The organism is Varibaculum sp. C0165D1 (genome assembly GCF_056590355.1).
Genome location: NZ_JBWPVY010000006.1, coordinates 1 through 26,479, shown reverse-complemented (window position 1 = coordinate 26,479; position 26,479 = coordinate 1). Strand labels below are relative to the sequence as shown.

Genomic DNA, 26,479 nt, shown 5'->3' with positions numbered 1-26,479 from the left:
GCGCCCACCAAGCGGTGGGCGCCCCTCTGATGCTAGTACTATCAGCGATTACTGTTCGCCAGAAGAACCGGCGTTCGGATTCAGCAAGTCATAGCGATCGCGTGCCTGGGTAACCACCGAGCGATCCTGCAAAATCCCATTCTCATTCAAAGCCTCCAAGGCCTGAACCACCAGGGATTCCGCATCGATCAAGAAGTGGCGGCGTGCGGCGGCGCGGGTATCGGAATATCCGAAATCCGAAGCGCCCAGCACCTTATAGCGTCCCGGCACCCAGGGGCGGATCATATCGGGAACCAGATGGTCATAATCCGAGGTAGCAATCACCGGACCCGTCGCGTTACGTAGCCGCTGGGTCACGTATGGCAGGCGGTATTCCTCATCCGCATGAATCAGGTTGTGGCGATCGCATTCCATCCCGTCCCGGCGCAGCTCATGCCAGCTGGTAACCGACCAGACCGCGGCGTCAACCCCCCAATCTTGCATCAAGAGTTTTTGTGCCTGCAGCGCCCAAGGAACCGAAATCCCCGAGGCCAGCAGCTCCACTTTCGGTCCGCCATTTTCATAGTGACCGGTCAAGGCATACATGCCGCGCAAGATTCCCTCAACGTCGACCCCTTCGGGTTCTGCTGGCTGGTGAATCCCCTCGTTATAAACCGTCAAATAGTACATAACGTTCTGGTCGCGCCCATCGGAACCATCCCCATACATCCGCTGCAGCCCATCACGAATAATATGCCGCAGCTCGTAGGCATAGGCCGGATCGTATTGTACGAACGCCGGGTTAGTGGCGGCAATGATCGGGGAGTGCCCATCAGCGTGCTGCAGACCTTCACCGGTCAGAGTAGTACGCCCCGCGGTTCCGCCAATCACGAAGCCCCGCGCCAACTGATCCCCAGCCGCCCAGAACTGGTCGCCCGTCCTCTGGAAACCAAACATCGAATAGAACAGGTAGAAGGGGATCATCGGTTCCCCGTTAGACATATAGGAGGTGCCGGCCACCTGCAAGGCAGCCGCCGCTCCCGCCTCATTAATGCCGGGGTGTAGAATCTGCCCATCCTTGCCCTCGGCATAATGCAGCATCAAATCTTTATCCACCGCCGTGTAATTCATGCCCAGGGTGTTATAGATCTTCGCCGAAGGGAACATCGAGTCCATCCCGAAAGTACGCGCCTCATCCGGCACAATCGGTACAATCCGCTTGCCGAACTCTTTGTCTTTCAGGAACTCTCTCATCAGGCGCACCAGCGCCATAGTGGTAGCAACCTTTTGCTTACCGGATCCGCTTTTGAGGACGTCGTACACGGAATCCTCCGGCAAAGAAATCTGCATCTGATTGCGTTCTTTAGGACGAGAAGGAAGGAATCCTCCCAACTTTTCCCGCCGCTCAAACAGATATTGCAGCGAAGGATGATCTTTAGGAGGTAGGTAGTAGGGCGGAAGCTGCGGATCTTTCTCCAGTTCCTCATCCGTAATCGGAATATGGAGCCGGTCGCGTAGCGCCTTCAAATCCTTCAGGTTCAACTTCTTCATCTGGTGAGTGGAGTTGCGTCCCGCGAAAGTCTCTCCTAGCACATATCCCTTAATAGTGTGCGCCAAAATGACTGTCGGCTGTCCCTTATGCTCCATGGCTGCGTGATAAGCAGCGTAAACCTTGCGGTAATCGTGACCGCCCCGCCGCAAATCCCAAATCTCCTCATCGGTCCAATCCTCCACCATTTTCGCGGTGCGCGGATCCCGTCCAAAGAAGTGTTTGCGCACGTAAGCGCCATCATTAGCTTTGAATGTCTGGTAGTCACCATCCAGGCACTCCGTCATGACTTTCAGCAGCGCATGGTCGTGATCCTTGGCCAATAACCGATCCCAGCCGCGACCCCAAATCACTTTAATAACGTTCCAGCCGGCGCCTCGGAAAAATGCCTCTAGCTCCTGAATGATCTGCCCATTGCCGCGCACCGGGCCATCCAGGCGCTGCAGGTTGCAGTTCACCACAAAGGTAAGGTTGTCGAGCTTTTGTTGCCCCGCCAGCTGCAGCATTCCCCGCGATTCCGGTTCATCCATCTCGCCGTCACCCAGGAACGCCCAAGTGTGCTGGTCTGAGCAGTCTTTGATGCCACGGTTAGTTAAGTAGGTGTCAAACCAGGCTTGCGTGATTGCCTCGGCCGGTCCCAGTCCCATCGAAACCGTGGGATATTCCCAAAACTCCGGCAGATGCCGCGGGTGCGGGTAAGAAGGCAGTCCGTGCGGTGCTTGCGATAGTTCCTGACGGAAACCGTCCATATCTTCCTCAGAGAGCCGCCCCTCTAAAAATGCGCGAGCATAAATACCGGGGGAGGAGTGACCCTGGAAGAAAATATGGTCACCCCCACCCGGGTGCGACTTCCCCCGGAAGAAATGGTTAAAGCCCACTTCGTAAAGAGTAGAAATCGAGGCATAGGAAGAAATATGACCCCCCACGTGGACTCCGTCGCGCTGCGCGCGGGTAACTTGCACCGCCGCATTCCAGCGCATCCAGCGGCGATAGTCACGCTCAATACGTTCATCACCGGGGAAGCTCGGTTCATCTTGCGGCTTAATAGTGTTAGTAAAGGGGGTGTTGAGGTTCGCGGGCACCGCCACGTTTTGCTCGCCCGCCGCAGACAGCATCCGCAACAAAAGATCGCGAGTACGCTCCGGACCACGTTCTTTAATCAAATGATCTAAAGAATCCAGCCACTCGCTGGTTTCTTGAGGATCGGGATCCGGCAGGGCAGTAGCCAACTGGTGTACAGAGTCCAGGGACGCTTTATTTTCGCTCATAGGTTTTGTCGCTCCTCCAACAGAAAAGACCATACGAACCTAATTGTTATCTATTTTCCTCACTTTGGCTACCGCGACTGACTGAACTCGAAGGAAAAGAGCGGCGCCCGGGAAACTTCAAAAAATTGGAAATCTTGTTCCATGTGCCTCCCTAGTAGCAGTAAACCTTTTCTAACAGGGCATATAGGAGCAGAGGAGGGTAAAAGAGGCAACTGGATAATAGAAAGTTAGTGAAGGAGGGCGCAATTATCTCAATGTCTGCGTCCGCGTTTCCTCCTATTGCTTTAATCATGTAACTTAGAGAGCGTGGAAACCACACGCGAAAGGCATGAAAGTTCCCTATCCGTATCGGAGATGGGGTTTAAGAAAGAACAAGTCATTCAAGAATTTGGTTGGGACGAGGATGTCGATGAAGATCTTCGCCAAACCATAATGGATCAAATTGATGACGATCTCGCAGATGAAGATTTCACCGCGATGACCGATGGCGCCCTGATTTGGTGGCGCGATGATGACGGTGGCGCCGATGAACTCTCAGATGCGCTCATGGATGCGATGGGCAATATGGATGAAGGGGGCTTTATTTGGGTGCTCAGCCCGATCGCCTCCGACCCGGGTGCCGTTGATCCCCGCATAATTGAAGAGGCCGCAAAAACAGTCGGGATGAACCCCACTACCTCTGATGTGGTTTCCCCCCAATGGGCGGGAACCCAAGTAGTAACTCGCGGCCGCTAAGCGGCGGAAAACATAGTATTTACTTTTGCCGAGAATTGTCCCGGTAAAGGTAACCCGCGGCTAGATTTGCGGCTATTAAACCCGCAGTAACCGCTATAAACCCAAAAATGTTTATAGTGGTAGGTTGGGAGAATACATAAAAGGATGCGAATCCCGCAAGGAACAGCATCGTCCCGGTCAGGTAAGTAATTTTTGCGCCCTTGGAACCGGTAGTTTTGCTCGCACAGGCCATCCCGATAGTTGCAATCAGGAATGCGATAACTAGCACGCTAGCCGGCACCCACATGGGAGCGGGAGCGGTGGACTCCAAGGCGTACTGCCATAACCCCCCGGTCAGCCCGGCAAGTGCCAGCGAAGAAAATAAGGGTATTCGCCTGTAGTACATAAAGTGAATATTAATCCCTGTAGGGATTGTAGACACAGTTTTATTATCCTCACTCAAACCCTGGGTGCTGGGGTGGGAAAAGCGCTCGGGGGACCCCGGTGAGCCTTGTAAGAATTAAAACAAGGGCGGAATGGAATCTATATAAAAGAAAACGTATCCGATGCGAAGGGAAATGATTAGCAGCGTGTCCCCTCTCGCATCTTTTCCCGCCCCAGCCCTCCGAGCCTTGTATGGAAGAAAAGATTACCGATCTAAGAAAATTTCATGGAAGAAAGCCACAATGAGTGCCGGTAATCCCTGGCGGGATTACGCGCCGTTTCCTCGCCCTCACTGACAAGCAAGTAAACTTGCTTGCCGTTCGAGTTCTACAGTGCCTGTAATGTTGCTTCGCAACATACGCCTACGATAGTGGGCCCAGAGGGACTCGGCAATGCTTCGCATTAGCGCCGCCCCTTGCTTCGCTTCGGGGCACTAAGCCGGGCAAACGCTCAACCCGCGTTTACTATTTCCGGCTTAGCCCTCACGGGTTCGAGCCCTCTGAGCCCTATCTGGAAGATAAAAGATTGCCGAACAAAAGAAAATGTTATGGAAGTAAGCCACTATGAGTGGGCCCAGAGGGACTCGAACCCCCGACATCCACGGTGTAAACGTGACGCTCTAACCAACTGAGCTATAGGCCCTAGACCTGTTAAAGAATACCTAATCGCGCGGAAGAAACAAACTTACCGGGCTGTGAGATGTGTCGAACTTGGTCAGCCAGGTCCCTGAAATATTCTGCTCGTCCACACCTCCCGCGCGCCTTTTGCAGCTAACGCAGGGTCGTGGGAAAATGGAATAAGCTAAGAACACCAAGGGAGGCGGCGCAAATACCTGCGGAAACGGAAGTCAGTAAACAAGACCTGGACAGAGCCTATAATCTGGTACGCCGCGTGCGTGACCGGAGCTTAAACCGGCGCGAAACTGATTCCACTTTGAAGACATCCCTGGGAAATTCCCCTGGAAAATCCGCGCGGTACTATCCGGACGCAACCACTCCCAAGGAGGGGTTGGAGCTGCTGGATTGGTCCAGTACCGCCCTGACGAAACAAAGTTCCCACGGCGGGGATTTCTCTCGCAGGCTGCGCGAAGAATTCCAACGCACAAACGCCTCTGACCTAGATATTTCCGAGGTTGAGTATCGGCGGGTACAGCTAGAAAAAGTTTTCCTAGTAGGTATTTATGATTCGGATCGCACCGGCGCCCAACAGTCCCTATCGGAACTCGCGGCGTTAGCCCAAACAGCCGGGGCTGAGTTGGTAGGTGCGGCTTTGCAACGACGCAGCGCTCCCGATGCCGCAACTTTCGTAGGACGCGGGAAAGCCAAACAGTTAGCGGAGCAGGTGGCGGCGCTCGAAGCCGACACCGTGATTGTAAATGCGCAGCTGCAGCCCTCACAGCGGCGCGGACTTGAAGACCAAGTCAAAGTGAAAGTCATTGACCGCACCGCCGTAATCCTCGATATTTTCGCTCAACACGCCTCCTCCCGCGAAGGCAAAGCCCAAGTTGAACTAGCGCAGCTGCAATACCTACTTCCGCGCCTGCGTGGCTGGGGACAGTCAATGTCGCGCCAGGCCGGCGGACGCGTATCGGGAGGCGCCGGAATCGGCGCACGCGGCCCAGGCGAAACCAAACTGGAAACTGACCGGCGGCGGATCACCAAACGAATCGCGAAACTACGCCGCGAAATCAAACAGATGAAGAAAGCCCGGGACACCAAACGGGAAGGTCGCCTCAGTAGCCCCCTGCCCTCGGTAGTAATCGTGGGATACACCAACGCGGGAAAATCCTCCCTACTGAATGCGCTGGTAGATGCAGATGTGATGGTGCAAGATGCGCTATTTGCCACCCTGGATCCCACGGTACGGCAAGCGGAAACTCCCGATGGACGCGCCTATACTTTGTCTGACACCGTAGGCTTTATTGACGAACTGCCCCACGAACTGGTGGAAGCATTCCGCTCTACCCTGGAAGAAGCCGAATACGCCGATGTAATCGTGCACGTGGTTGATGCCAGTCACCATAACCCGGTCCAACAGGTACAAACCGTGCATGAAGTGCTAGCGGATCTGCCCAATGTCTCCCGCATTCCCGAGATTATCGTCCTCAATAAAACAGACCTGATAGATGCCCTGCACATTCGCGCATTGCAATCTGCCATTGGTGGAGGAATCCCGCTGTCCACTCATACCGGGCAGGGCTTAGACCAGCTGCGGGAAGCTATCGCTCAGGCGCTACCTCCTCCCGCTAAACCTATTGACTACGTGATTCCCTACGACCAATCTTCTCTGGTAGCGCGGCTGCACGAGGAAGGTATCGTTGACAAAGTCGAATACTTAGAAAACGGCACCCACGTGGTCGGACGCGCCGGCCCTGCCCTCGCCCAAGCCATCCTAGAGGCGGCGAATTAGATGCCCGATCCCGGAGTTTCCCCATTGGTAGGGGCCACCGATAAAGGTAAAGGTGGGAGCAGCAAAGATGCCCAGGCCGCACGGAAAATCCTCAGTACCTGCATTAACCAGATTGGCGGCAGTGAACGCGCAGAACAAGTGCAAATGTGCAACCTGGTTGCCCGCTCGTTTTCTCAGTCCGGCAGCCAATTAGTCGGGGCCGGAACCGGTACCGGAAAATCTCTCGCCTATCTGGCAGCTGCCTTCCAACGGGCAATCGAACATGGGGACAGAGTAGTAATCTCCACTGCGACCCTAGCCTTGCAACGCCAGCTACTTACCTGCGACATCCCCACGGTAGTGAGTGCCTGCCGCGAACTCGGATACACTCCTCCCACGGTTGCGGTATTAAAAGGCTGGTCAAACTATATTTGCCGCTGGAAATTGGCGGCTCCCGAAGAAATCGAAGGGCTGTTCCCCAGCTACGAGGCCGCCGAATATTCCCCCAGCAATATCGGTAAACAGCTGCAGCGCCTGCGAGAATGGGCAGAAGAAACTGACAGCGGTGACCGGGATGAACTTCAGCGCGGAGTGTCCCTAGCCGCTTGGCAGCAAGCCTCGATTTCTCCCAACCAATGCCAAGGGAAAACCTGTCGTTTCTTTACCGATTGTTTTCCCCGCGATGCGCGCCTGAAGGCACAAGACGCAGATATCATCATCACCAACCATGCTTTGCTGTCCATAGAGGCACTCACCAGCGCGGAACTATTGCCAGAGTTCGACCTCCTAATCGTAGATGAAGCTCACGAACTGCCCTCCCGCGCCCGCTCCCAAGCCTGCGTAAGCCTCTCAGGCGGTGCAATAGAAAAAGTGGCGCGCGGGGTGAGTAAACATTTCAACCTGCCGGTTACTGCCCTCGAAAAGACGGCCAAAAATTTCACAAAAATCCTAGAGAAACAGGACGAAGGCGAACTTACCGCGCTGCCTAAAGAACTCGAAACTACTTTGACCACTCTCCAAATAGAACTCTCCGATATCTCCGGGGAAGTTACGGGCAGCGGGGATGAGGACGAACAACGGGTAAAACAGCGCATCGTCCTTGCCCAGATTGAAGAAGCTTTAGACGCTTGCGAAATTATCGCTGCCTTCGACCCGGAAAAATCGGCTGCCTGGATCGTGGAAGACAAATCCGGGAATCGCCGTCTTTATAGCGGCCCCCTGGATGTGGGCGGCGATCTTTATGCCCGTCTCTTTAAGGGACATTCATGCGTACTTACCTCGGCAACTATGCAGCTAGGGGGATCTTTCGAGGCGGTTGCGACTCGTTTAGGCTTCCGGGATAGCCACACTTGGAAAGGCAGCGACCTCGGCAGCCCCTTTAACTATCTCCAGCAGGGGATTTTATATGTGGCCGCCGATTTACCAAGGCCAGGTAAATCTGGCTTGAGTGAAGCCGCCTTGAAAAGAACCCTAGAGCTGGCCGAAGCAGCCGGCGGCGGGGTGCTAGGGCTATTTTCTTCCTATAGAGCCGCCCAGCAAGCCGCCGAGTATTTTGCAGACGAAAGCGATTTGCAGATATTCCTGCAGGGGGAAGCACCGATAAACCAACTGATAGCGGACTTTTCCGCCAGTAAAAATTCCTGCCTGTTTGGCACTCTTTCTCTCTGGCAGGGGGTAGATTTACCTGGCGATAAATGCCGCCTCGTCCTCATCGATCGGATCCCCTTCCCCCGACCCAATGACCCCTATATTTCCGCGCGTACCCGGGCGGCGGAGGCGCAGGGGCGCAGCGGATTTGCGGAGGTTTCCCTCTCCCACGCGGCCTTACTTTTAGCACAGGGAGCCGGGAGGTTGATTCGCACTCACGCCGATAGGGGAGTAGTAGCGGTGCTAGATCAGCGTCTAGTTAGCGCCCGATATGCGGGCTATCTGCTGAAATCTTTGCCCCCATTTTGGCGGACTACCGACCAGCAGACGGTGCTAGGGGCGCTAGGGCGGCTAGGAAACCTAGAAGAAACAGAAAACTAGATAACCGACAAGGTGAAAAGGAATCTAAATCACCTCGGTATTAGGCCGTTCTTCACCAGACAACCTCGGTTCTAACCGGTAGCTTTAGATGTAGGAGATCAATCCCAGACTAAAGGAGAAAAAATGTCCAAAGAACGCGCCAATTCTCTCTACCCCGCGTCGATGCTTACGCGGCGCTCAAAAGTTGGGATTGTAGGTGCCGGATTCGTGGGAACTGCCCTGGCCTATGCCTGCCAAATCAAGGGTGCAGCCCGCGAGATCGCCCTCTTCGATATTAATAAAGCCAAAGTAGAGGCAGAGGCACTAGATCTGGCCCACGGGATTCAGTTCACCCCCGCGGCTTCAATCTCTGGCTCGGATGATGTGGAAGTGCTCCGCGATTCGGATGTAATCGTGATTACCGCTGGTCCCCAACAAAAACCGGGGCAGTCACGCCTCGATATGGTGCAGGCGATGGCAAATATCATGAACTCGATTTTGCCGAAGGTGCTAAAAGTGGCGCCCGATGCCATCTATATTTTGGTGTCCAACCCGGTTGATATTGCCACCTATATGGCCCTAAAGATGAGCGGCCTACCTTCTCACCAGGTATTTGGTTCCGGTACGGTGCTGGATACCTCCCGGATGCGCTATCTAATCTCCCAAGAGACGGGGGTAGCAGTCCAAAATATTCACGCCTATATCGCCGGAGAACATGGCGACTCCGAGGTGCCGCTGTGGTCCAGCGCCGAGATTGGCAACGTACCGCTGTCGCGTTGGGGAGCCACTATTAACGGCGGGATTTTCGATGACAAGCTGAAACAGCGCATTTCTAAAGATGTAGTGGAATCTGCCTACCGGATAATCGAAGGCAAAGGGGTAACTAACTTCGCGATCGGGCTTTCGGTTACCAATATTATTTCGGCGGTTATGCGCGATGAAGACCGGGTACTGACGGTATCGTCCCTGTTAGATAACTGGAATGGCATTTCCGGAGTATGCATGGCAGCGCCCACTTTGGTGGGACGCGCCGGGGTAGGGCGGGTTTTGGATCCGCCTATCACCCTAGACGAACGCGATGCGTTAACCCGCAGCGCGGAAAAACTGACCGAGGTTGCTAAAACCGTAGGACTCTAAAAAGTAGTCAAGATAGCGGGAAGTGTCCCTAACCGAGGGGCACTTCCCAGATTACCTGCAGCCCGTGCGGGGAGGCGGGCTGAGTAAAACAGACACCGCCGTGGCGGCGCGCGCGACTTTGTAAATTATCCAACCCCGAGCGCCTAGTAACTTTGGGATCGAGGCCGCGTCCATCATCGGTTACCACTACCCGGATACAGCCGTTGGTACCCATACCGCTGATTGACACCACCACTTGTGCTGAGGACGCGCCGGCATGGCGGGCGGTATTAGATAGAGCTTCGCGAACTACCGCAACCACATCATCGGATATATCGTGACCGACCCGTTGATCAGTCTCCGCAATCAGGGTTTCTTCATGGGAAGGATCAGAGGCAGATAGGGTTTCGCCGTCAATATCTAGTACAAAAGAGGGCGCGAATCCTAGTAGACGGCGTGCCAAGGAAGCCTCCCGGCGCAGTCGCTCCACCAAATCAACTGCGGCATCGGGTTCTCGCAGGTTATGAACAATTGCCCGGATCTGTTTAACCGAGTCGTCAACGCTAGCTAGAGCATCTTGCATCAAAGATTCTGCATGTGCCGAATCCAGATCAGCTCCACTAGCGAAGGCCGCGCGGATGCGTTCCAATTGCATACCAGTTGCAAACAGCTGTTGGATTGCTAGGTCATGAAGGTCCTCGCCGATCTTGGCGCGCTCATCTAGCAAAGTTGCAATATCTGCCGCATGTTTAGCCCCGGCAATTTCTAAAGCCAAAGCCGCCTGACTTGCCACCTGTTCCGCCATTTTTAATACCGCCGGATCAAACTCTGGTTTTTCCGGCAGGCGCAGCAGCAACAAAACCCCGATAGCGTGGGAGCCGGCCAATAGAGGAGCGTAGAGCGCTGACCCGAACTTAGCTAACTCCGGTACCCGTAGAGTGGTCGCCCGCGCTAGGGAATCCACCACCAGACCTTGTCCTTCTTCCAGTACCGTGCGTGCGCGCCCGTGGGGAGGGAACGACACCCCGATTAGGTCAGTGGCGCCGTATCCGGAGGCGATTTCGCACACCCAGGAATCACCCACCGACGGCAGAATCAGCAGCGCGGTATCTGCTTCCGCCACCTCCCGCACTGATTTTGCGATGAACTGCAGCGCGTCCTCTTCCTCGGTTCCTTCTAATAAAATCGTAGTGAGCTGCTGAGATACTCGGGTCCAACGTTCGCGGGAACGCGAAACCTCGTAAAGACGCGAGTTCTCTACTGCCACTGCCGCCAGGATTGCTAAACCAGACACATAAGCTAAGTCTTGTTTGCGGTAACCGCCGGGACGATTACACAGATAGAGACGGCCATACACCTGCTCGTGAATGCGCAGCGGCACCCCCAAGAAAGAAACCATGTCCGGGTGCGAAGGCGGATATCCGGTGAAACGAGGATCTGCATGTAAATCATTAGAAATAATGCCGTTATCCACCGGGATATCTCCGATAATTCCCCGCCCGATCGGGGGACTGCCTAAAGCTTCTCGCTCGTCGGCGCTTAATCCGTGGATATAAAAAGCACTGGTTTCCCCCCGCGAACCTAAGATCGATAACGCCCCGTAAGGGGAGGAGGTAACGGCACAGGCCTGGTCCACGAAAGCCTGCAAAACTTTATCCTGCTCCAGGTTGCCCATCAGCTGCAACACTGAGGAAAGTAGCTGGGTGCTATCTCCCGGCAGGGGCGAGTAACGGCCCGAATTGTTATTTAAAACCGGGGGCATATCGATTTTGTAGGGTGCACCAGGAGTGCGTGAGGTGTCAGGACTGGGTGAGATGTCAGGACTGGGTGGCGCCGCAGGAGCAGCGGTAGAATCGCGGGAATCGGAGTTATAAGGGGCAGCGATACCGGAGTCGGTCTGGTTATTAAAAGACATCTACCTGCTCCTGACGCAGACTCCAGGCATAGCCTTGGTGAGTTTCTAGCAGCTCCCGATGAGTGCCCTGAGCTACGAAAGTTGCCGGTTCATCCGGGCGCCCGTGGGGTTTATCCATAATGAAAACCCGGTCTGCCTGGTCGAGGGGGGTGAGGCGGTGGGTTACCAGGATTACTCCCCGCTTATGATCCTCGCTACCGGCAGTAAGTAAGTCCCGCAGCAACGCATCAGCGGTTTCGGGATCTAAATGCTCACCCGGTTCGTCCAGGGCTAGCAGCGGAGCTTTCGCTGCGAGGGCACGTGCTAACAGGATGCGGCGACGTTCCCCACCCGAAATAGTGGTAGCTCCCGAACCTAACTCGGTTTCAATACCATCCGGTAGCGAGGAAAGCCACTCGCCTAAACCGGCTTCCCTAAGCAGGTCTTCGCCCTCGGCAACAGACAGCTGACCGTTAGCGACCCGTAAGTTTTCCAAAATGGAGGTCTCGAAAATATGGGCATCTTCAGGAGTAATCACGAAACTCGCGGCTGCTTGCGTACGGGGAAGAGAAGAAATATCTATCCCATCAATCTTTACGCTCCCCGAAACCGGTTTAAGCAGACCAGATAGAGTGTAGAGCAGGGTAGTTTTCCCAATACCGGACTGGCCCACAATCGCCAGGTGATCCCCGGGAGCCAGTCGCAGATTAAGGTGTTCAGCTACTACCGGGCCGCCTGGCCAGCCGATTGCTAAGTCCTGGGCCTCTAAAACGCTTGGTCCGGTTGGCTTCAGGTTTTCAGTTACCACTTCTTCGTTTTCTTCAGCCGCTTTCACCTGGTCTTCCGGGGGCAACATATTCATAATCCGCACTGCCGAAGTCGCCGAAATCACCAGTTGTTGAGCAGCGGGACCTAGCTGGGCGGTACCCTCAAAGGAAGACAGGGGAGTAAGGGCCAGTACTGCCAGCATTACCTCGGGGATTGATTGGTCATTAACCGCAAAAATCCCGAAATAGGCAGCCATAATCACTGCCATTAGCATCCCGAACACGTCAATAGCCGCGGCCCAAGCCGCCGGTTTTGCGGTGGCATCTTTCGCGTCATACAGCTGATCTTCCAGATCGGATAATCCGGAAAGCACCTGCTGGGTTTGTCCATCAACCGTGATTTGGGCGGCGCCATCAACAATAGTCATCGCCACTTCCGAAATATGAGCGCGGCTTTCGGTTTCCCGGCGTTGGGCGATCCGGGTAGAGCGAATGGTAAAGAGCGGCCCCACCACTCCCGAGAGCAACAGACCGAGAGCCAAAAAGAGACCCGCGCGCCAATCTACTAGGGAAATCCCCACCACGGTGATGATCCCGATAATGGTAGCGACCATTGCGGGTAGCAGGCTTTTCACTACGAAGTCCCCGATATTATCAACATCGGTTCCCATCCGGTCGAGAATATCTCCCCGCCGCAAACTGGCGATCCGGGCAGTATCGGAATGAGAAAGCGTCTTATAAAGGTTAGTGCGCAGGGTAGTCATCCCCGATACCCCCAACTGGTGGGAGGCAAGGCGCTCCAGGTAGCGGAAAACCGCTTTAGAGATCCCAAAGAAACGCACCGAGACTACCGCGACCTCTAGGTAGAGGACGGGTGGCATTTGGGAGGCGCGGGCAATTAGCCAGGCGGCGGTAGCACCTAGGGCAATCGAGGCCCCCAGGCCGGCTGCTCCTAAGAAGCAAGCGAGGAACAAGGTGCCCGGTTTTAATTCCAAAAGTTTTATCGCCCGCTTCAAGGCTCGGCGTTCCTGAGCAGTAATAAACCAAGTTTTCATATTATTCCAACCCCCGAGTCGAGCCTAAAAATTCGGGTATCTCCGCCTCACTGGCTCGCGCCGCCTCTGGCTGAGTGTCTCTATACTTTTCTGTCTCTTCGGGAGTGAAAGGAGCAGAGGAGATTCGCACGACCTGGTCAGCTATCTGCGCGAGTTCCTTGCGGTGGGCAATTAAGACTACGGTTTTCCCGGAATCTTTCAACTGCTGGACTACTTGCGCTACTTGTGCAACCAAATGCGCATCTAGGTGCGCAGAAGGCTCATCGAGGGCGATTAATTGCTTGGTGGAAAGCAGGGCGCGCACTAGGGCAAGACGTTGGCGCTGACCGACTGACAGGCCTTCCCCGCCGGCGCGCAAGAAAGTGTCCCAACCTTCCGGTAGCTTCGCTACTACCTCCTCAAAACCGGCTAGACGTGCTGCTTTACGCACTTGTTCCCCGGGAGTCCCCTGGGGGAAAAGCTCCGCCAGATGAGCGGGACTCTCCGCAATATTTTGCGCCAAGGTGCCGGGTAAAAGCAGAGGCATTTGCGGTAGCCAGGAAGTTTGCTCCCACCAGGAGTCTGGGGAAACCTCGTCTAAATTAAGGGTCTTACCGGAAGCGTCCGCAAGGGTAATGGTTCCGCGATCGCTAGACAGCTGTTTTAATAACGCCATTACGGTAGTGGTTTTGCCTTCCCCAGATTTACCCACTAAAGCGGTGATAGTAGCTGGTTGAATGACTAGATTCACGGCGTTGGGTGCCCAGGCTCCCCGCGAACGCATCCCCAGATCCTTAATCGTAATAGTGGTTTCTTCCAGGTTCGGAGCCGGATTATCTCCGGCGGTAGCCGGGGGAGTTTCTAAGATTTCAAAGGCAGATTGCGAAGCTGACAGTCCATCGGCGGAGGCATGGAAGAACTTACCTACCTCTCGCACCGGTGCATATACCTCGGGGGCCAGCATAATCGCGATTAGCCCGGTATAAAGGTCGAGGCCGCCAGCCACCATTCGCAAACCCACGGTAACCGCCACGATGGCTACCGAAAGAATAGATATAAATTCCAGAACGGCACCCGATAGGAAAGCGATCCGTAAAGTCGCCATCGTGGTTTGGGTATAGGTTTTCCCGATAGAGGAAATCTGCTTCTCCGGACCGCGGTGCCTACCGAGACTCTTTAAGGTGGCCAAACCGGCGACTAAATCTAGCAGTTGCCTCCCTAAATGTTGCATAGTCGCCAAACGGCGATCGGAGGCCGTCTGAGTCATCAGCCCGATAATCACCATAAATATCGGAATCAAGGGAATCGTAATGATCGCTACTAACGCTGACCAGAAGTCCATGACTGCCATCACCACTAAAACCATAGGAGTGACGGTAACTGCCAATATTAGTTGCGGAATATAGTCAACGAAATAGGGGCCGAGCTTTTCCAGGCCGCGGGTAGCCAGGGTAACCGTGTCGGTTCCTTTGCGGGCCAGCCAGCGCGGCCCCAGTTTTAGACAATGGGCAAGCACCTGTCCGCGCAGTTCCCGAATCGCTTTCTTGGCAGCTTTATGTTGATGGTTGGAGCGGAAATAGGTGAGCCCCACCCGTGCCAGAGAAACAATGGCTAACCAAAAGGCAAAGTAAGCGACTTGATCCCAGGATTGGCGCAGCGATATCACCGGAGAAATCAATGCAGCTATCAGAAAACATTGGGCGACTACTAGACCTGCTTGCATAATGCCGGTTACTGCGGTGATAGCAATGGCAATCCGCGCAGACTTGGCGTATTTCAGCAGTTTGGGATCAAGTGGTTTCAAAACAAGTGTCCTCCGTGCAAATATCGGGACTATTTTCCCACACGAACCTGAAAACTCTAAACGCGTCCCAATCTAGTTAGTTACTAAGCGCGGGAGAGGGATTTCTCCTCCCACGCTCATTCCGGGTCTGGGGTAGAAAAAGTACTCGGGGGACCCCGGTGAGCCTTGCTTCGCTCGGCTCAAGCCCCCTCTCGCATCTTTTTCTACCCCAGTTCGGTAACACCGCGCCTACTCGGATGAAATCCCCTCCCGCGCTCATTCTGGGTTTCGCGTGTCAGTAAAATCTGTTTCCGATAGGTGGGGTCAATAGTCGCGGGGGTAAAAATAGTGTTGGCCTTGGCTGAATAGCCAAGGCCAACACTATTTATTTAGTTTTGATTAATCGACACTTGGCAGAAAGTTATCTGGCAAGTGCCGATTGTTTGCCTAGCTTTCCGCGAGGAAAGAAGCACCCTGACGAATCTTGTCCCAGGGAACGCCCGGGTTTTCGTCTAGATCCTCAAGAGTAATCTTCAGCGGCATGCGGGTGTAGCTCCAGAAGGTGTAACCCAAAACGATGGGTACCACTACCAGCGCGATCACTAGCATAATCGCCAAAGTGGACTGCGAGGAGGAAGCATCCCAGATAGTCAGAGAGAACTCTGGCTTAATGGAAGACTTCATGGCATTGGGTGCCATCGCGGTAAAGATCCACGCTACAGCGCCTGCAATTCCGACGGAGTGGGCGAGCAAGGCACCCCATTCGGAGCCGCGAAGCGCCATTAGTACCGTGGCGACAAACGCCAGGGCAGCAATGATAAGCGGAATCCAAGCCATGGCTTGGGAGGCGTAAAGGAACTGACCCCAAAGCGCCGCGATCGCTACCAGTACGGTGTCCGCAATCGCGAACTTGCCGAGCAGGTTCTTGGCGCGGTTCTGAACGTCACCAGTGGTGCGCAGAGCCAAGAAAGCCAAACCCTGAGTAGCGAAGATCAACGCTAGCATGACCCCACCAGCAATAGTGTAGGGGGTTAGCAGCGAAAGGAATACGCTACCGAGGGGAGCGCCCTGAGAGGTGAAGTTGTGAACGTGCTTGCTGAGGTCAGCAGCTCCCGCCACCGCTTCTCCCGGGGTGTTGTATTGGGTGATCGCAATGTTCATGCCCTGTACCAGGTTAGCGAAAGCCACCCCGAACAGGATCGGAACTAGCCAGGTCACAACGGTCTGCCAGCTGTCCCAGCGACCCCGCCAGGCAGCCGAGGCTACCTTGGTGCGCCACTCAATCGCGCAAATGCGGACGATCAAGCAGAACAGGATCAGGAACAGTGCCAGGTACATTCCGGAGAACATAGTGGCATACCATTCCGGGAAGGCGGCGAAAGTCGCGCCTCCGGCGGTCAGCAACCAAACCTCATTACCGTCCCATACTGGGCCGAAGGTTTTTTGCACCTGAGAGCGTTCGCGGTCGGTCTTGGCTACCATCGGCATTACCATACCGGCGCCTACACCGAACCCTTCCAGTACCAGATAGCCAGTCCAGAGGACGGCGATCAGGATGAACCAAATAACTTGTAGAATAGTCATCTCTTCGATCTCCTATCTGACCTAGTAAGCAAAGCTTAGGTTCTTGCCAGCATCCTCGCCATGCACTGCCTTTTCATTGGCATTGACGTGGATACCTTCCTTAACGTAACGCTTCATCAACAGGAACCAGACAATGCCTAGTGCCAGGTAGATCAGCGTGAAGCCCAGCAAGGTAACCAGTACCTGCCATGCGGGCACCGCGAACGAAAGCCCATGGGCGGTAAGCATAAATACCGAGGATCCATCGACTTGCATATCCACTGGGTGCACGATGAACGGCTGACGACCCCATTCGGTGAATAGCCAGCCGAAGGAGCAGGCTAGGAAAGGCATCGGCAGGGACCAAATGGCGAACTTACCCAAGCCGGTGGACTTAGAAATCTTGCCGTTCTTGGTAGCAACCAGACCCCAAATCGCCAGGACCGCCGAGAAGATGCCAAACAGCATCATCAAGCGGAAGCTCCAGAAGCTGAACATGATATTCGGGCTGAGGTCAACCGGCTGCGACTGCATATCGTATCCGCGCTGGCTGAGAATCTCAGAGAACATTGAGCCGTACTTTTGGTTTACAGTGTCCAGACCCTCTACCTTGCCGGTAAAGGAGTTGGTAGCCATGAAGGAGTACACCCCAGGAACCTCGCCAATCTTCGAGATCTCATCGCACTTAGCGTTCAGCGGTCCGAAAGCGGCAATGGTAAAGGGAGCGCCCTCGCCGGCATTCGGAGTCTGGCACAGAGCCTCGGCAGCAGCCATCTTTGCCGGCTGGTGCTTAGCAACTAGCTGACCTTGTACGTGACCGGTGACTGCAGTTAGCAGACCACCAACGATAACTACCACCATGCCGAAACGGGCAATGGGACGCCAGATATCACGGGCTTCGGTTTCAGCGTCAGCGTTGGCAGAGCGAACCATCCACCAGATAGCAATGCCGGCGACAAAGGTGCCAACCAGCAGCCAAGAAGTAGAAAGCACGTGAGTGTAGGCCGCCCAGAGAACCGGGTTCAGCAACACCTGGAAGAAGCCAGACAGGCCGTCCAACTGTGCACGGCCGGTTGCCGGATCGAAGGTTGCCCCTACCGGATGCTGCATCCAGGAGTTCGCCCCCACGATCCACAGAGCCGAAGTGTTAACCCCGACGCAGACCAGCCAGACGCAGGTGAGGTGGGCCTTCTTGGATAGCCGGCCCCAGCCGAAGATCCATAGCCCCAAGAAAGTGGACTCCATAAAGAAGGAGATAAGAGCCTCACACGCTAGCGGCGCACCGAAGATGTCGCCCACAAAGCGGGAGTACTCTGACCAGTTCATGCCGAACTGGAATTCTTGCACGATACCGGTGGCTACACCGAGTGCAAAGTTAATTAGGAACAGTTTCCCAAAGAACCGTGTCGCCTTCAGCCAATATTCCTCGCCGGTTTTATGCCATTTAGTTTGCATAATGGCAACTAGGAGGGACATGCCGATGGTGAACGGAACCAGGATGAAATGGTAGACGGTAGTAATACCGAACTGCCATCGCGCCAACATGGTGGCATCTAATGCTGTTGAAGCAATAGTCATTCTGCTCGCCTTTCCGTTTCTAGTCGGTTTAGAAGTCGCTGCCCACTAAAAACTGGCTTACGTCAAGTCCATAGTGACAACGTTGTCACTTAGATTAGCTTGTTTTTCAGCCCGTCGCTAAGCAATTCCCAGGATTCCCTAAGAATTGCCTCAGTTTTACGACAGAATTAAGAAATATGGAATAATGATGGTGGATGGTTTCCCCGGCGCACTACGGAGGAAACTACCCCGGAGGGACTATTTTCCTAGGAAAACTCTCTGGCGTGGGGCGAATACTCCCACGCAAACAAGGGCTTCCGTCCTAGAGGACGGCGTAATATAGGGGACTCGCCAGTGCGGGCGTGTCCAGGTGAGACCAGTGGTGAAAAACCCAGATAATAACGAAACAGAATTTAATCAAAATAGTGGCGCGGCGCTTTTTTCCGGGCCGGCTTTTTCTGCCCCTAAGAAAATAGAGTCCTCTCCGGCGGCTCCCGCTCAGATTGCGGCGGCTCCGGCTTTTGCGGCTCCTATGTTTGCGGCGGCTCCTGCTTTCGACCAGGGTATCCCGGAAGAATCAGGAACAGAAAAGGACAGCAAACCAAAGCGGCAGAGAAAAAGAAATGCTGAGGACGCAGCGGAGAAAAACGACAAGTCATCAAGCGGTAAGACCGACAAGAAAACGCGCGGAACGAAAAAGTCGCGTAAAAGTGACAATGTAGACAGCGACAGTGCTGCCTCAGAAAAACGGAAAGACAATCGCGCGGGCGAAGCGTCAACTAAGAAAAATAGTAACCAATCCAGTAACTCCAATGCTGATCGTGGCAATCAGTCAGAGGAGGAAACCAGCGGTAGTCGTCGGCGACGTCGGCGGCGCACCCGCGGAGCGGCGGAAGCTAATGACCAGATTGAACAAGTAAAAGGTTCAACCCGTCTGGAGGCAAAGAAACAGCGCCGCCGCGAGGGGCGCAAAGAAGGACGCCGACCCAAGGTCATTACCGAATCCGAGTACCTGGCGCGGCGCGAAGCGGTAGATCGCACCATGCTGATCCGGTCAAAAGATGGGCTAAATCAGATAGCGGTTTTAGAAGACAACGTGTTGGTGGAACATTATGTCTCCCGGCACACCCAAACCACTATGGTGGGCTCGGTTTATCGCGGCAAGGTGCAAAACGTATTGCCGTCTATGGAAGCGGCCTTTGTTGATTTAGGGCGGGGCCGTAACGCGGTGCTTTATGCCGGGGAAGTTAATTGGGATGTTGCCGGAATGAAGGGACGACCGCGGCGGATCGAAGAGGCCTTAAAATCTGGAGATTCGATCACCGTGCAGGTAACTAAAGACCCTATTGGTCACAAGGGGGCACGGCTTACTTCCCAAGCGACCCTGCCGGGACGTTTCCTGGTTTTAGTTCCGGGAGGATCTATGACCGGTATTTCTCGCAAACTTCCAGAGGTAGAACGGCGACGTCTCAAGAAACTCTTGAAAGTGATTGTGCCCAAGGACTTCGGAGTGATCATCCGTACTGCCGCCGAAGGTGCCAGCGAGGAACAACTGCGCCAAGATGTGCAGCGCCTGCAAAGACAGTGGGAAAAAATCGAAAAGAATGCGGCGTCCTCTAAATCGGCTCCCTATTTATTACACGGCGAACCCGAACTAGCTTTGCGGGTGGTACGCGATGTTTTCAACGAAGACTTCCAAAAGTTGATTGTGCAAGGCAAGGAAACTTATCGTCAGGTTGATTCCTATGTGGAAGAGTTCGCCCCTGATTTACGTGATCGCGTAGAGCAATGGGTAGGAAGTGACGATATTTTCGTTGCCCACCGCGTCGATGAGCAGCTAGCTAAGGGGATGGATCGCAAGGTTTGGTTGCCTTCGGGCGGTTATTTGATCATTGATCGCACCGAAGCGATGACGGTTATTGATGTCAACACCGGCAAATACACCGGTTCTGGTGGCACTTTAGAAGAAACCGTCACCCGCAATAACTTAGAATCCGCCGAGGAAATCGTACGGCAGCTGCGGCTGCGCGATATCGGGGGAATTGTGGTTATCGACTTTGTCGATATGGTGCTCGAATCTAACCGGGACCTGGTGCTGCGGCGCTTGGTTGAATGTCTGGGGCGGGATCGCACCCGCCACCAGGTAACCGAAGTTACTTCTCTTGGCCTGGTGCAGATGACTCGCAAACGGGTAGGGGAAGGCCTAGTAGAAGCATTTTCTACCCCGTGTGAACATTGCGAAGGACGCGGGTTTATTGTGCACACTGATCCAGTTGAAAATGGTGCCAATAGTGATGAGAATCTGCGTTCCCAAGGGCAAAAGCGCGAGGCTAAAGAGGAAAAGCGTTCGAAAACGAATTCTAAAAACCGGGCATCTATGGCGAAAGTAGCGGCGGCTGCCAGTAAAGCTCACGAGGAACAACCTGAGGTAGAGGCGACTGCGAGTTCTAAGCAGCCAGAGCCAGTAGCTGAGGAAGTCTCCGTCTCCGTTAAAGAGGCGGGAACGGATGCTGGTAAAGATGACCGGCACCCGCAGGCAGCTCCTAAAGAGGACGCGAGTGATATGCCCGCGACAATTGAGAACCGCAAAGTCGAAGTTCCAAAGGATCAAGTGGCGGAATCAAGCGAAAAAAACACCGAAGGTATGGCCACCGGGAAAGCTCGGGCGGCTGTCACCTCCGGAACGGTTACTCCGGCATCCGAGGGAGCAGTGATGACTATTCAAAGCGCTGGCGCAGCCAAGACTGTTAGTTTAGAACAGTTAGGTGCGGGCGCTCCCACCTGGGAAAAGAAACCGGATATCGTTGAAGATTCCGCGGAGAAGGCGCCGCGGCAACACGCCGCGGTAACCAGTTAATAATTTTCTCTTATCTCCCGCTAACCCCCTCAGTTGGTGGGAGATAAATAATTTTCAGACAGTTGGAAGCATCGATTTAATCTCACAATGTGAGTATTTTCGTCCGACAGATGGCGGATCGGGCTATTTTTGCTCTAAGCAATTGCGCTTAGACAGTTGCTTGTCCCGTCTATAAGGAGTTGAGATGTCTGAAGAGGTTTCGCAGTCTACTGCGTCCAAGAAGACCAGCCGACAGTCATGGGGGACACAATACGGATTCCTGATTGCGGCGATTGGTTCTGCGATTGGTTTGGGAAACATTTGGCGTTTCCCCGGTGTTGCCTTCGAAAATGGCGGCGGTGCGTTTATCGTTCCCTATCTGATTGCGCTACTAGCTATTGGGCTGCCGATGCTGATGCTGGACTACGCTATTGGTCATAAGTTCCGGGGCTCACCTCCGCTGGCGCTGGCTCGGGTAAACCGGCGCGCCGAAGCCGTAGGTTGGTGGCAGGTGGGCGTCTGTTTCTTCATTGTCGTCTACTATGCGGCCATTATTGCCTGGGCGCTGCGGTACACCGTATTTTCCTTTACTCGTGCCTGGGGAGATGACCCGGCAGGATTCTTCTCTGATAAATTCCTGCAGGCGCAAGACACCAACTCGATTTCCCTAACCCCGGTGTGGGGAATCGCGATTCCGTTGATCGTCACCTGGGTGGTCACTATAGTCCTAATCGCTCTGGGGGTTTCCCGCGGCATCGAATGGATTACTAAAATCTGCATTCCGCTGTTGGTGGTGCTGTTCGTAGCCATGGTGATCAAGGCGCTAACTTTGCCGGGGGCAACCGACGGGTTGAACAAGTTCTTTACCCCTGACTGGAGCGCTCTGTGGAATGGAAAGGTTTGGATCGCGGCGGTGGCGCAGATCTTCTACTCCCTGTCAGTGGGTTTCGGGATCATGATGACCTACGCCTCCTACCTGAAGAAACGTTCTAACTTGACCGGTACCGGCCTGGTTGCGGGCTTCGCAAACTCTTCCTTTGAGGTACTCGCCGGTATCGGAGTCTTTGCCACCTTGGGTTATATGGCGCATCTGCAAAATACTTCGGTTGACAAACTGGAAAACATTACCGGGGTGTCGCTTTCCTTTATTACCTTCCCGCAAATCATCAATGAGATGCCGGGTGGGGCCATTTTCGGGGCGTTATTCTTTGCCTCCCTGGTGCTGGCAGGTATCACTTCCATGGTGTCTTTGGTGCAGGTGGTTGCAGGTGCATTCCAAGACAAAATTGGATGGACTTCTAAGCAGGCTTCGGTGATTCTGGGCGTCATCCTCGCGATCGTCTCGGTGTTCTTCTTTGGAACCACCACCGGGCTCGCCGCTTTGGATACGGTTGACAACTACATCAACACCATTGGGGTGGTGGGAGCGGCGCTCTCGCTGTGCGTGATTGTTACCGTAGTTACCCCCTCGCTGCGTTCCTTGCGGATTCACCTAAATGTCACCTCTGCGGTGAAGGCTGGTAAATGGTGGGAGGCGCTCATCGGGTTCGTAATCCCGGTGCTCCTGGTATTCATGCTGGTGCCGAACCTGGTAGACCTGATTTCCCACGGTTATGGCGATTACCCGCGCTGGTGGACTAACACCTTCGGTTGGGGAATGTTGGCGATTCTCTTGGTGTTCTCAGTGGTAATGCCGCGTTTGAAGTGGCATAAGAGCGCCGAGATTTCGCCCTCGTTCAACCTAGAAAACGTGGACTGGAATAAGGAGGAAGACTAGCTATGACTGGTGAAGCAATATTGATGATGCTGGTTGCCATCCTGGTGATTTGGGGCGGCCTAGTGGGGTCGGTAGTGGCTTTGCGCCGCATGGATCCGCCCTATCAAAAAGGGGAAAACTACTCAGAAATCGACTTTAACCCGCATCCGGGTCTTACGGAGGCTGACTTTATAGAAAAGGAAGCTAAAGAGGCGGCGGAAGCAGCTAAAGCCGGTCAGGAGTAACGTAGACCTGGTTTTTTAAGGCGGGGCGCGGCGAGAATATCTCGCCTGCGCCCCGCCTGATTTTTTCCCAGCGATTTCGGTAGGCGTATTGCTCCCAAGGACGCCCTCGTGCCCTAAGAAGCCTGAATATTCGTCCCTAAGGCTTGGCTAACTGCGTAGCAGGCCACCGCCCCCGCGGCGGCAACATTCAAAGAATCCACCCCGTGACTCAGCGGGATTTTCACTAGTTGATCACATGCTGCTAGCGCCCGTTGACTCATGCCGGGGCCTTCGGTGCCTAGTACCAAAGCCACTTTTGGTTTTTCTTCCCGCTTCACCTTGGACTTTAGATCGGCGCAAAACTTTGGAAGCGAAACCGCCTGGTCAGATAAGGCTAGTCCCGCAACCGTAAAACCGTTCGCCTTTAAAGCGGTGGTATCGGGCCAAGAATCAATCCGGGTCCAAGGCAGCGAAAAAACGGTTCCCATTGAAACCCGCACTGCGCGGCGATAAAGCGGATCGGCGCAATGAGGGCTGGTTAAAATGGCGTCGAAACCCATCGCCGCTGCTGAGCGAATAGCAGCGCCGACATTGGTATGGTCAACTAAATCTTCTAGGATCAGCACTGCCCGCGCTCCGGTAAGCACTTCGTCCAGCTCAGGAAGGGACGGGCGTTCCATCGCGGCGATAGCGCCTCGGTGCATACTGAACCCGGTAAGGTGAATTAACTGTTCTTCTTCAGCTATAAAAATCGGGATGTCGCCAGCGCCTGTGCCCAAGGTTTTCTGCAGGCGTTCTAACCAATGTTTACTGGTCAAAACGGATCGAGGCCGATGTCCGGCAGCAAGCGCCCGGGAGATCACCGAAAAACTTTCCGCTAAATACAGGCCATGTTCGGCTTCAAAACTTTTGCGCAGGTTCACGTCTTTTAACTGGGTAAAATCACGTACCCGCGGATCTGATAAATCTGCAAGCGGAATCAACACCCTACTAGTTTAGAGCCTCGCTCCCGCAAAAAAGATTTCCACATTTTTTGAGCCCAGAAAGTTTTCCCGGTTTCGTTATTTCCTATTTTCATCCTGGAGATGGGTGCGCCAAAGTGAGTTCCAGCAACCACTATTCAAGGAGTAACCATGACCACCACCTCGTCACCTAGCCGTAAATCCGAAAAACCGGTTCTGGGGGAACGCCTGAAAGGTTCCGATTTTTTCGCGTTGTCTACCCCAGAATTTCTGGGGGAAGACGGCGACAATATCCTCCTAGATATGCTGGAGGACGACCCGGATCTACCTTCCGGACTCTACGGTCCCTTAGGTTGGTTGGCGCAAGCCAAAATCCCAGAAATCCTTAAAGACTATGTGGCCACGGGGCAGGGAATCGGAGATTATCAGCGTTTTCACGGTCTAGATGCCGAGGGAGCAAGCAGGCTCCGAGCAGCACTTCCGCGGGTAGCTTTAGCAGATCGGCAAAATGATGCCCCCACGTTGCTAGCCTTCCTAAACGCCTGCATCGCGAATCCCGGGCGGGTGTACCTTTCGGGATATATTATCGGGTCTTCGCGTTGGGATGAACGCGTCAGTGTAGACACCATGTTTGTAGTTGAAGGTTCTGCCGAAGGGACAAGCGAGCCTTCAGCGCAGCAGGCCCGAAAAATCTGGCAAACCTACCAGGACAAACTGTCCTTGGGTCAGGCATCCGCGCCAGATGAACTCTATAGCGCCGACCCTAGATGGGCATGTCCCGGCTGGTGCTTATGGTGGGACTAACTAATAAAATCCCCAAAATCAGCTCGGGCGAAGCAAGCGACCAGACTACTTTTAATTCCCGGCGTTAGCTTTTAAGTACACTTGAGGGCGTGCTGTATCGATTTTTATTTAACCACGTGATTTCACGTCTAGATGCCGAAAAATGTCACCACGCCACTATGCAAGCCCTGTACCTAATCTCTCGGGTTCCGGGATTAACCGGGCTGATCAGAATATTTTTCTCCGGCTCAGTGGGGACCCTACGAGGAGGATGGGTAGGCGAAGCGCAGGGACTGAAATCCCTGGCTAGGCCAGTTCCCGGATATTTGGGTCTGGCAGCCGGAATGGATAAAGATGCCCTAGCCCCGCTCCAGTTCGGAGCTTTCGGATTCGCGTTCGTTGAGGTGGGGACGGTTACTCCGCGTCCGCAACCCGGAAATGATAAGCCGCGTCTGTGGCGGATATTAGATTTGCGCGCCGTCCGCAATCGGATGGGTTTCAACAATCAGGGTGCCTCTCACATGCTGCGGCGACTCCAGAAGCTGCGCAGCACCCCGGCGGGACGCTCCCTAATATTGGGGGTAAACCTGGGGAAGAACAAGACCACCGAGCTGGAGCAAGCAGCCGCTGACTACCGTGCCAGTGCGCGCCTGCTCGCAAAATATGCAGATTACCTGGTGATTAATGTTTCTTCTCCCAACACTCCGGGACTTCGCAGTCTGCAAGCCAGCGAGCAGTTGCGTGAAATCGGGCAGGCAGTAATCTCTGCCGCGAGGCAAAGTGCCGGAAGGGAAGTTCCAGTGTTAGTAAAACTGGCTCCCGACCTACAAGATGCGCAGCTAAAAGAACTCGCACAAATCGTAAAAGAAGTGGGGCTAGCGGGAGTAATAGCCACTAACACCACCATCAACCATGAGTTTGGCGAGGGCGGACTCTCGGGTCCTCCCTTAAAAGAACGGGCCCTGGAAGTAGTGCGCTTGCTGCGCCGGCAACTAGGCAATTACTACTTGATTATCGGGTGCGGAGGAATAGAAGACGCTGCCACTGCCCGTCAGTTCCTGGACGCGGGAGCTGACCTGTTGGAGGCGTTTACCGCCCTTATCTATCAAGGTCCCGGCTTTGCGGGAAAGCTAAATAAACAGCTTGCGGCGGAGCTTCCTGCCCTGCCGTTGCAAAAAAACTCTTAGGGACGAGAGAGCATATAGGAGCGAATATCGCTAGCGTATTCGCTAATATCAGGGCGCGGTCCGCGCGGGCCGGAAGGACGCGGGCGGCGCATGCGCCGCGGGCTAGCTAGGCGCATTAAAATGTAACGTCCGTTGCCTTTCTTCACCCGTTTGTCGCCCCCGGTAACCGACAATAAAGAACGGTTGATGATCATGGTGGTGACCACCGCTTCGATAATTGCTAGCAGTAGTAGTCCCCACATAGTGAAAAGCAGGATTCCGTTCAATTGTTGGTTACGGGAAAATGCAATCGACAAAACTAGGAAGGCCAGCACTATCGGCATAAATAGCTCGCCGATAGCGAAGCGGGCATCCACAAAATCGCGAATGTAACGCCGCACTGGTCCTTTATCGTTGTAGGGAAGATAGCGTTCGTCTCCCTTGCCGTCCAAGGCGGCTTGCTGTTTCTTGTAGAGCTTATCGCGCTGCTCGCGGCGGCGTTTGCGGGCCTCTTTCTTGTCTACTATCAGGGGCCGGCGGTTTTTCGCTTCCGCTTCTTTGCGTTTAGGGGTGGGGCGACCCTTGCTCTCGCCTTGATCGGCTGGCGTCTGAGTGTTCTCGTCGTTATTGCGTCCAAAAAGTTTCACCCGTCCAGGTTATCGGGGGAGGGCGGGCAGGGGGAAGTCTGT

The 26,479-nt window shown here is 54.4% G+C and carries 18 protein-coding genes and 1 tRNA gene; 9 read left to right on the top strand and 10 right to left on the bottom strand.

The window, feature by feature from the left end; genetic code table 11:
• Window positions 1-48: 48 nt before the first annotated feature.
• Window positions 49-2,796, bottom strand: coding sequence for a pyruvate dehydrogenase (acetyl-transferring), homodimeric type (gene aceE / locus AC1EKS_RS08395; protein WP_481009610.1), 2,748 nt, complete (start codon window positions 2,794-2,796; stop codon window positions 49-51).
• 306 nt (window positions 2,797-3,102) lie between these two features.
• Between aceE and AC1EKS_RS08390 the strand changes: the two genes are divergently transcribed.
• Entirely contained in the window at window positions 3,103-3,531 is a 429-nt protein-coding gene (locus tag AC1EKS_RS08390; protein WP_481009611.1) for a DUF3052 domain-containing protein, read from the top strand.
• A 19-nt stretch (window positions 3,532-3,550) separates the two neighbouring features.
• Here the strand turns inward: AC1EKS_RS08390 and AC1EKS_RS08385 are convergent, their stop codons facing one another.
• Entirely contained in the window at window positions 3,551-3,916 is a 366-nt protein-coding gene (locus AC1EKS_RS08385; RefSeq protein ID WP_481009612.1) for a hypothetical protein, read from the bottom strand.
• A gap of 606 nt (window positions 3,917-4,522) precedes the next feature.
• Window positions 4,523-4,596, bottom strand: a tRNA-Val gene (locus AC1EKS_RS08380).
• 141 nt (window positions 4,597-4,737) lie between these two features.
• Here AC1EKS_RS08380 and hflX point away from each other — a divergent pair.
• From hflX to AC1EKS_RS08365, 3 genes are all read left to right on the top strand, one after another.
• Window positions 4,738-6,363: a GTPase HflX gene (gene hflX / locus AC1EKS_RS08375; protein ID WP_481009613.1), complete on the top strand. Its 1,626-nt coding sequence runs from the start codon at window positions 4,738-4,740 to the stop codon at window positions 6,361-6,363.
• The gene (locus AC1EKS_RS08370; RefSeq protein WP_481009614.1) at window positions 6,364-8,370 is read left to right on the top strand and encodes an ATP-dependent DNA helicase; all 2,007 of its coding nucleotides are present in this window, start codon (window positions 6,364-6,366) and stop codon (window positions 8,368-8,370) included.
• 123 nt (window positions 8,371-8,493) lie between these two features.
• Window positions 8,494-9,486: an L-lactate dehydrogenase gene (locus AC1EKS_RS08365; RefSeq protein WP_481009615.1), complete on the top strand. Its 993-nt coding sequence runs from the start codon at window positions 8,494-8,496 to the stop codon at window positions 9,484-9,486.
• Between the two features lie 28 nt (window positions 9,487-9,514).
• Here AC1EKS_RS08365 and AC1EKS_RS08360 read toward each other — a convergent pair whose 3' ends face one another.
• The 5 genes from AC1EKS_RS08360 to AC1EKS_RS08340 all read right to left on the bottom strand — a co-directional run bounded on the left by AC1EKS_RS08360 (window position 9,515) and on the right by AC1EKS_RS08340 (window position 18,084).
• Window positions 9,515-11,380 (bottom strand): GAF domain-containing sensor histidine kinase, encoded by a 1,866-nt coding sequence (locus AC1EKS_RS08360; protein ID WP_481009616.1) that lies wholly within the window; start codon window positions 11,378-11,380, stop codon window positions 9,515-9,517.
• Window positions 11,370-13,181, bottom strand: coding sequence for a thiol reductant ABC exporter subunit CydC (cydC, locus tag AC1EKS_RS08355; RefSeq protein ID WP_481009617.1), 1,812 nt, complete (start codon window positions 13,179-13,181; stop codon window positions 11,370-11,372). Before cydC ends, AC1EKS_RS08360 begins: the two co-directional genes overlap by 11 nt.
• 1 nt (window position 13,182) lies before the next feature.
• Window positions 13,183-14,964 carry a thiol reductant ABC exporter subunit CydD gene (cydD, locus tag AC1EKS_RS08350; protein WP_481009618.1) on the bottom strand — a complete coding sequence of 594 codons (1,782 nt, stop codon included), beginning with the start codon at window positions 14,962-14,964 and terminating at the stop codon, window positions 13,183-13,185.
• Window positions 14,965-15,390: 426 nt separating this feature from the next.
• Window positions 15,391-16,527, bottom strand: a complete 1,137-nt coding sequence (gene cydB, locus AC1EKS_RS08345; RefSeq protein WP_481009619.1) for a cytochrome d ubiquinol oxidase subunit II — start codon at window positions 16,525-16,527, stop codon at window positions 15,391-15,393.
• A gap of 21 nt (window positions 16,528-16,548) precedes the next feature.
• Window positions 16,549-18,084, bottom strand: a complete 1,536-nt coding sequence (locus AC1EKS_RS08340; protein ID WP_481009620.1) for a cytochrome ubiquinol oxidase subunit I — start codon at window positions 18,082-18,084, stop codon at window positions 16,549-16,551.
• 511 nt (window positions 18,085-18,595) lie between these two features.
• On the opposite strand from AC1EKS_RS08340, the gene AC1EKS_RS08335 reads away from it, so the two are divergent.
• The 3 genes from AC1EKS_RS08335 to AC1EKS_RS08325 all read left to right on the top strand — a co-directional run bounded on the left by AC1EKS_RS08335 (window position 18,596) and on the right by AC1EKS_RS08325 (window position 22,900).
• The gene (locus AC1EKS_RS08335; protein WP_481010369.1) at window positions 18,596-20,920 is read left to right on the top strand and encodes an Rne/Rng family ribonuclease; all 2,325 of its coding nucleotides are present in this window, start codon (window positions 18,596-18,598) and stop codon (window positions 20,918-20,920) included.
• Between the two features lie 184 nt (window positions 20,921-21,104).
• The gene (locus AC1EKS_RS08330) at window positions 21,105-22,676 is read left to right on the top strand and encodes a sodium-dependent transporter (RefSeq protein ID WP_481009554.1); all 1,572 of its coding nucleotides are present in this window, start codon (window positions 21,105-21,107) and stop codon (window positions 22,674-22,676) included.
• Window positions 22,677-22,678: 2 nt separating this feature from the next.
• Window positions 22,679-22,900: a methionine/alanine import family NSS transporter small subunit gene (locus AC1EKS_RS08325; protein ID WP_481009555.1), complete on the top strand. Its 222-nt coding sequence runs from the start codon at window positions 22,679-22,681 to the stop codon at window positions 22,898-22,900.
• Between the two features lie 113 nt (window positions 22,901-23,013).
• Here the strand turns inward: AC1EKS_RS08325 and AC1EKS_RS08320 are convergent, their stop codons facing one another.
• Entirely contained in the window at window positions 23,014-23,865 is an 852-nt protein-coding gene (locus AC1EKS_RS08320) for a TrmH family RNA methyltransferase (protein WP_481009556.1), read from the bottom strand.
• A gap of 147 nt (window positions 23,866-24,012) precedes the next feature.
• Between AC1EKS_RS08320 and AC1EKS_RS08315 the strand changes: the two genes are divergently transcribed.
• Both AC1EKS_RS08315 and AC1EKS_RS08310 read left to right on the top strand, forming a co-directional pair.
• The gene (locus tag AC1EKS_RS08315) at window positions 24,013-24,645 is read left to right on the top strand and encodes a hypothetical protein (RefSeq protein WP_481009557.1); all 633 of its coding nucleotides are present in this window, start codon (window positions 24,013-24,015) and stop codon (window positions 24,643-24,645) included.
• 89 nt (window positions 24,646-24,734) lie between these two features.
• Window positions 24,735-25,811, top strand: a complete 1,077-nt coding sequence (locus tag AC1EKS_RS08310) for a quinone-dependent dihydroorotate dehydrogenase (RefSeq protein WP_481009558.1) — start codon at window positions 24,735-24,737, stop codon at window positions 25,809-25,811.
• On the opposite strand, the gene AC1EKS_RS08305 is transcribed toward AC1EKS_RS08310, so the two are convergent.
• Window positions 25,808-26,437: a DUF3043 domain-containing protein gene (locus tag AC1EKS_RS08305; RefSeq protein WP_481009559.1), complete on the bottom strand. Its 630-nt coding sequence runs from the start codon at window positions 26,435-26,437 to the stop codon at window positions 25,808-25,810. The genes AC1EKS_RS08310 and AC1EKS_RS08305 overlap by 4 nt on opposite strands.
• Window positions 26,438-26,479 lie beyond the last annotated feature (42 nt).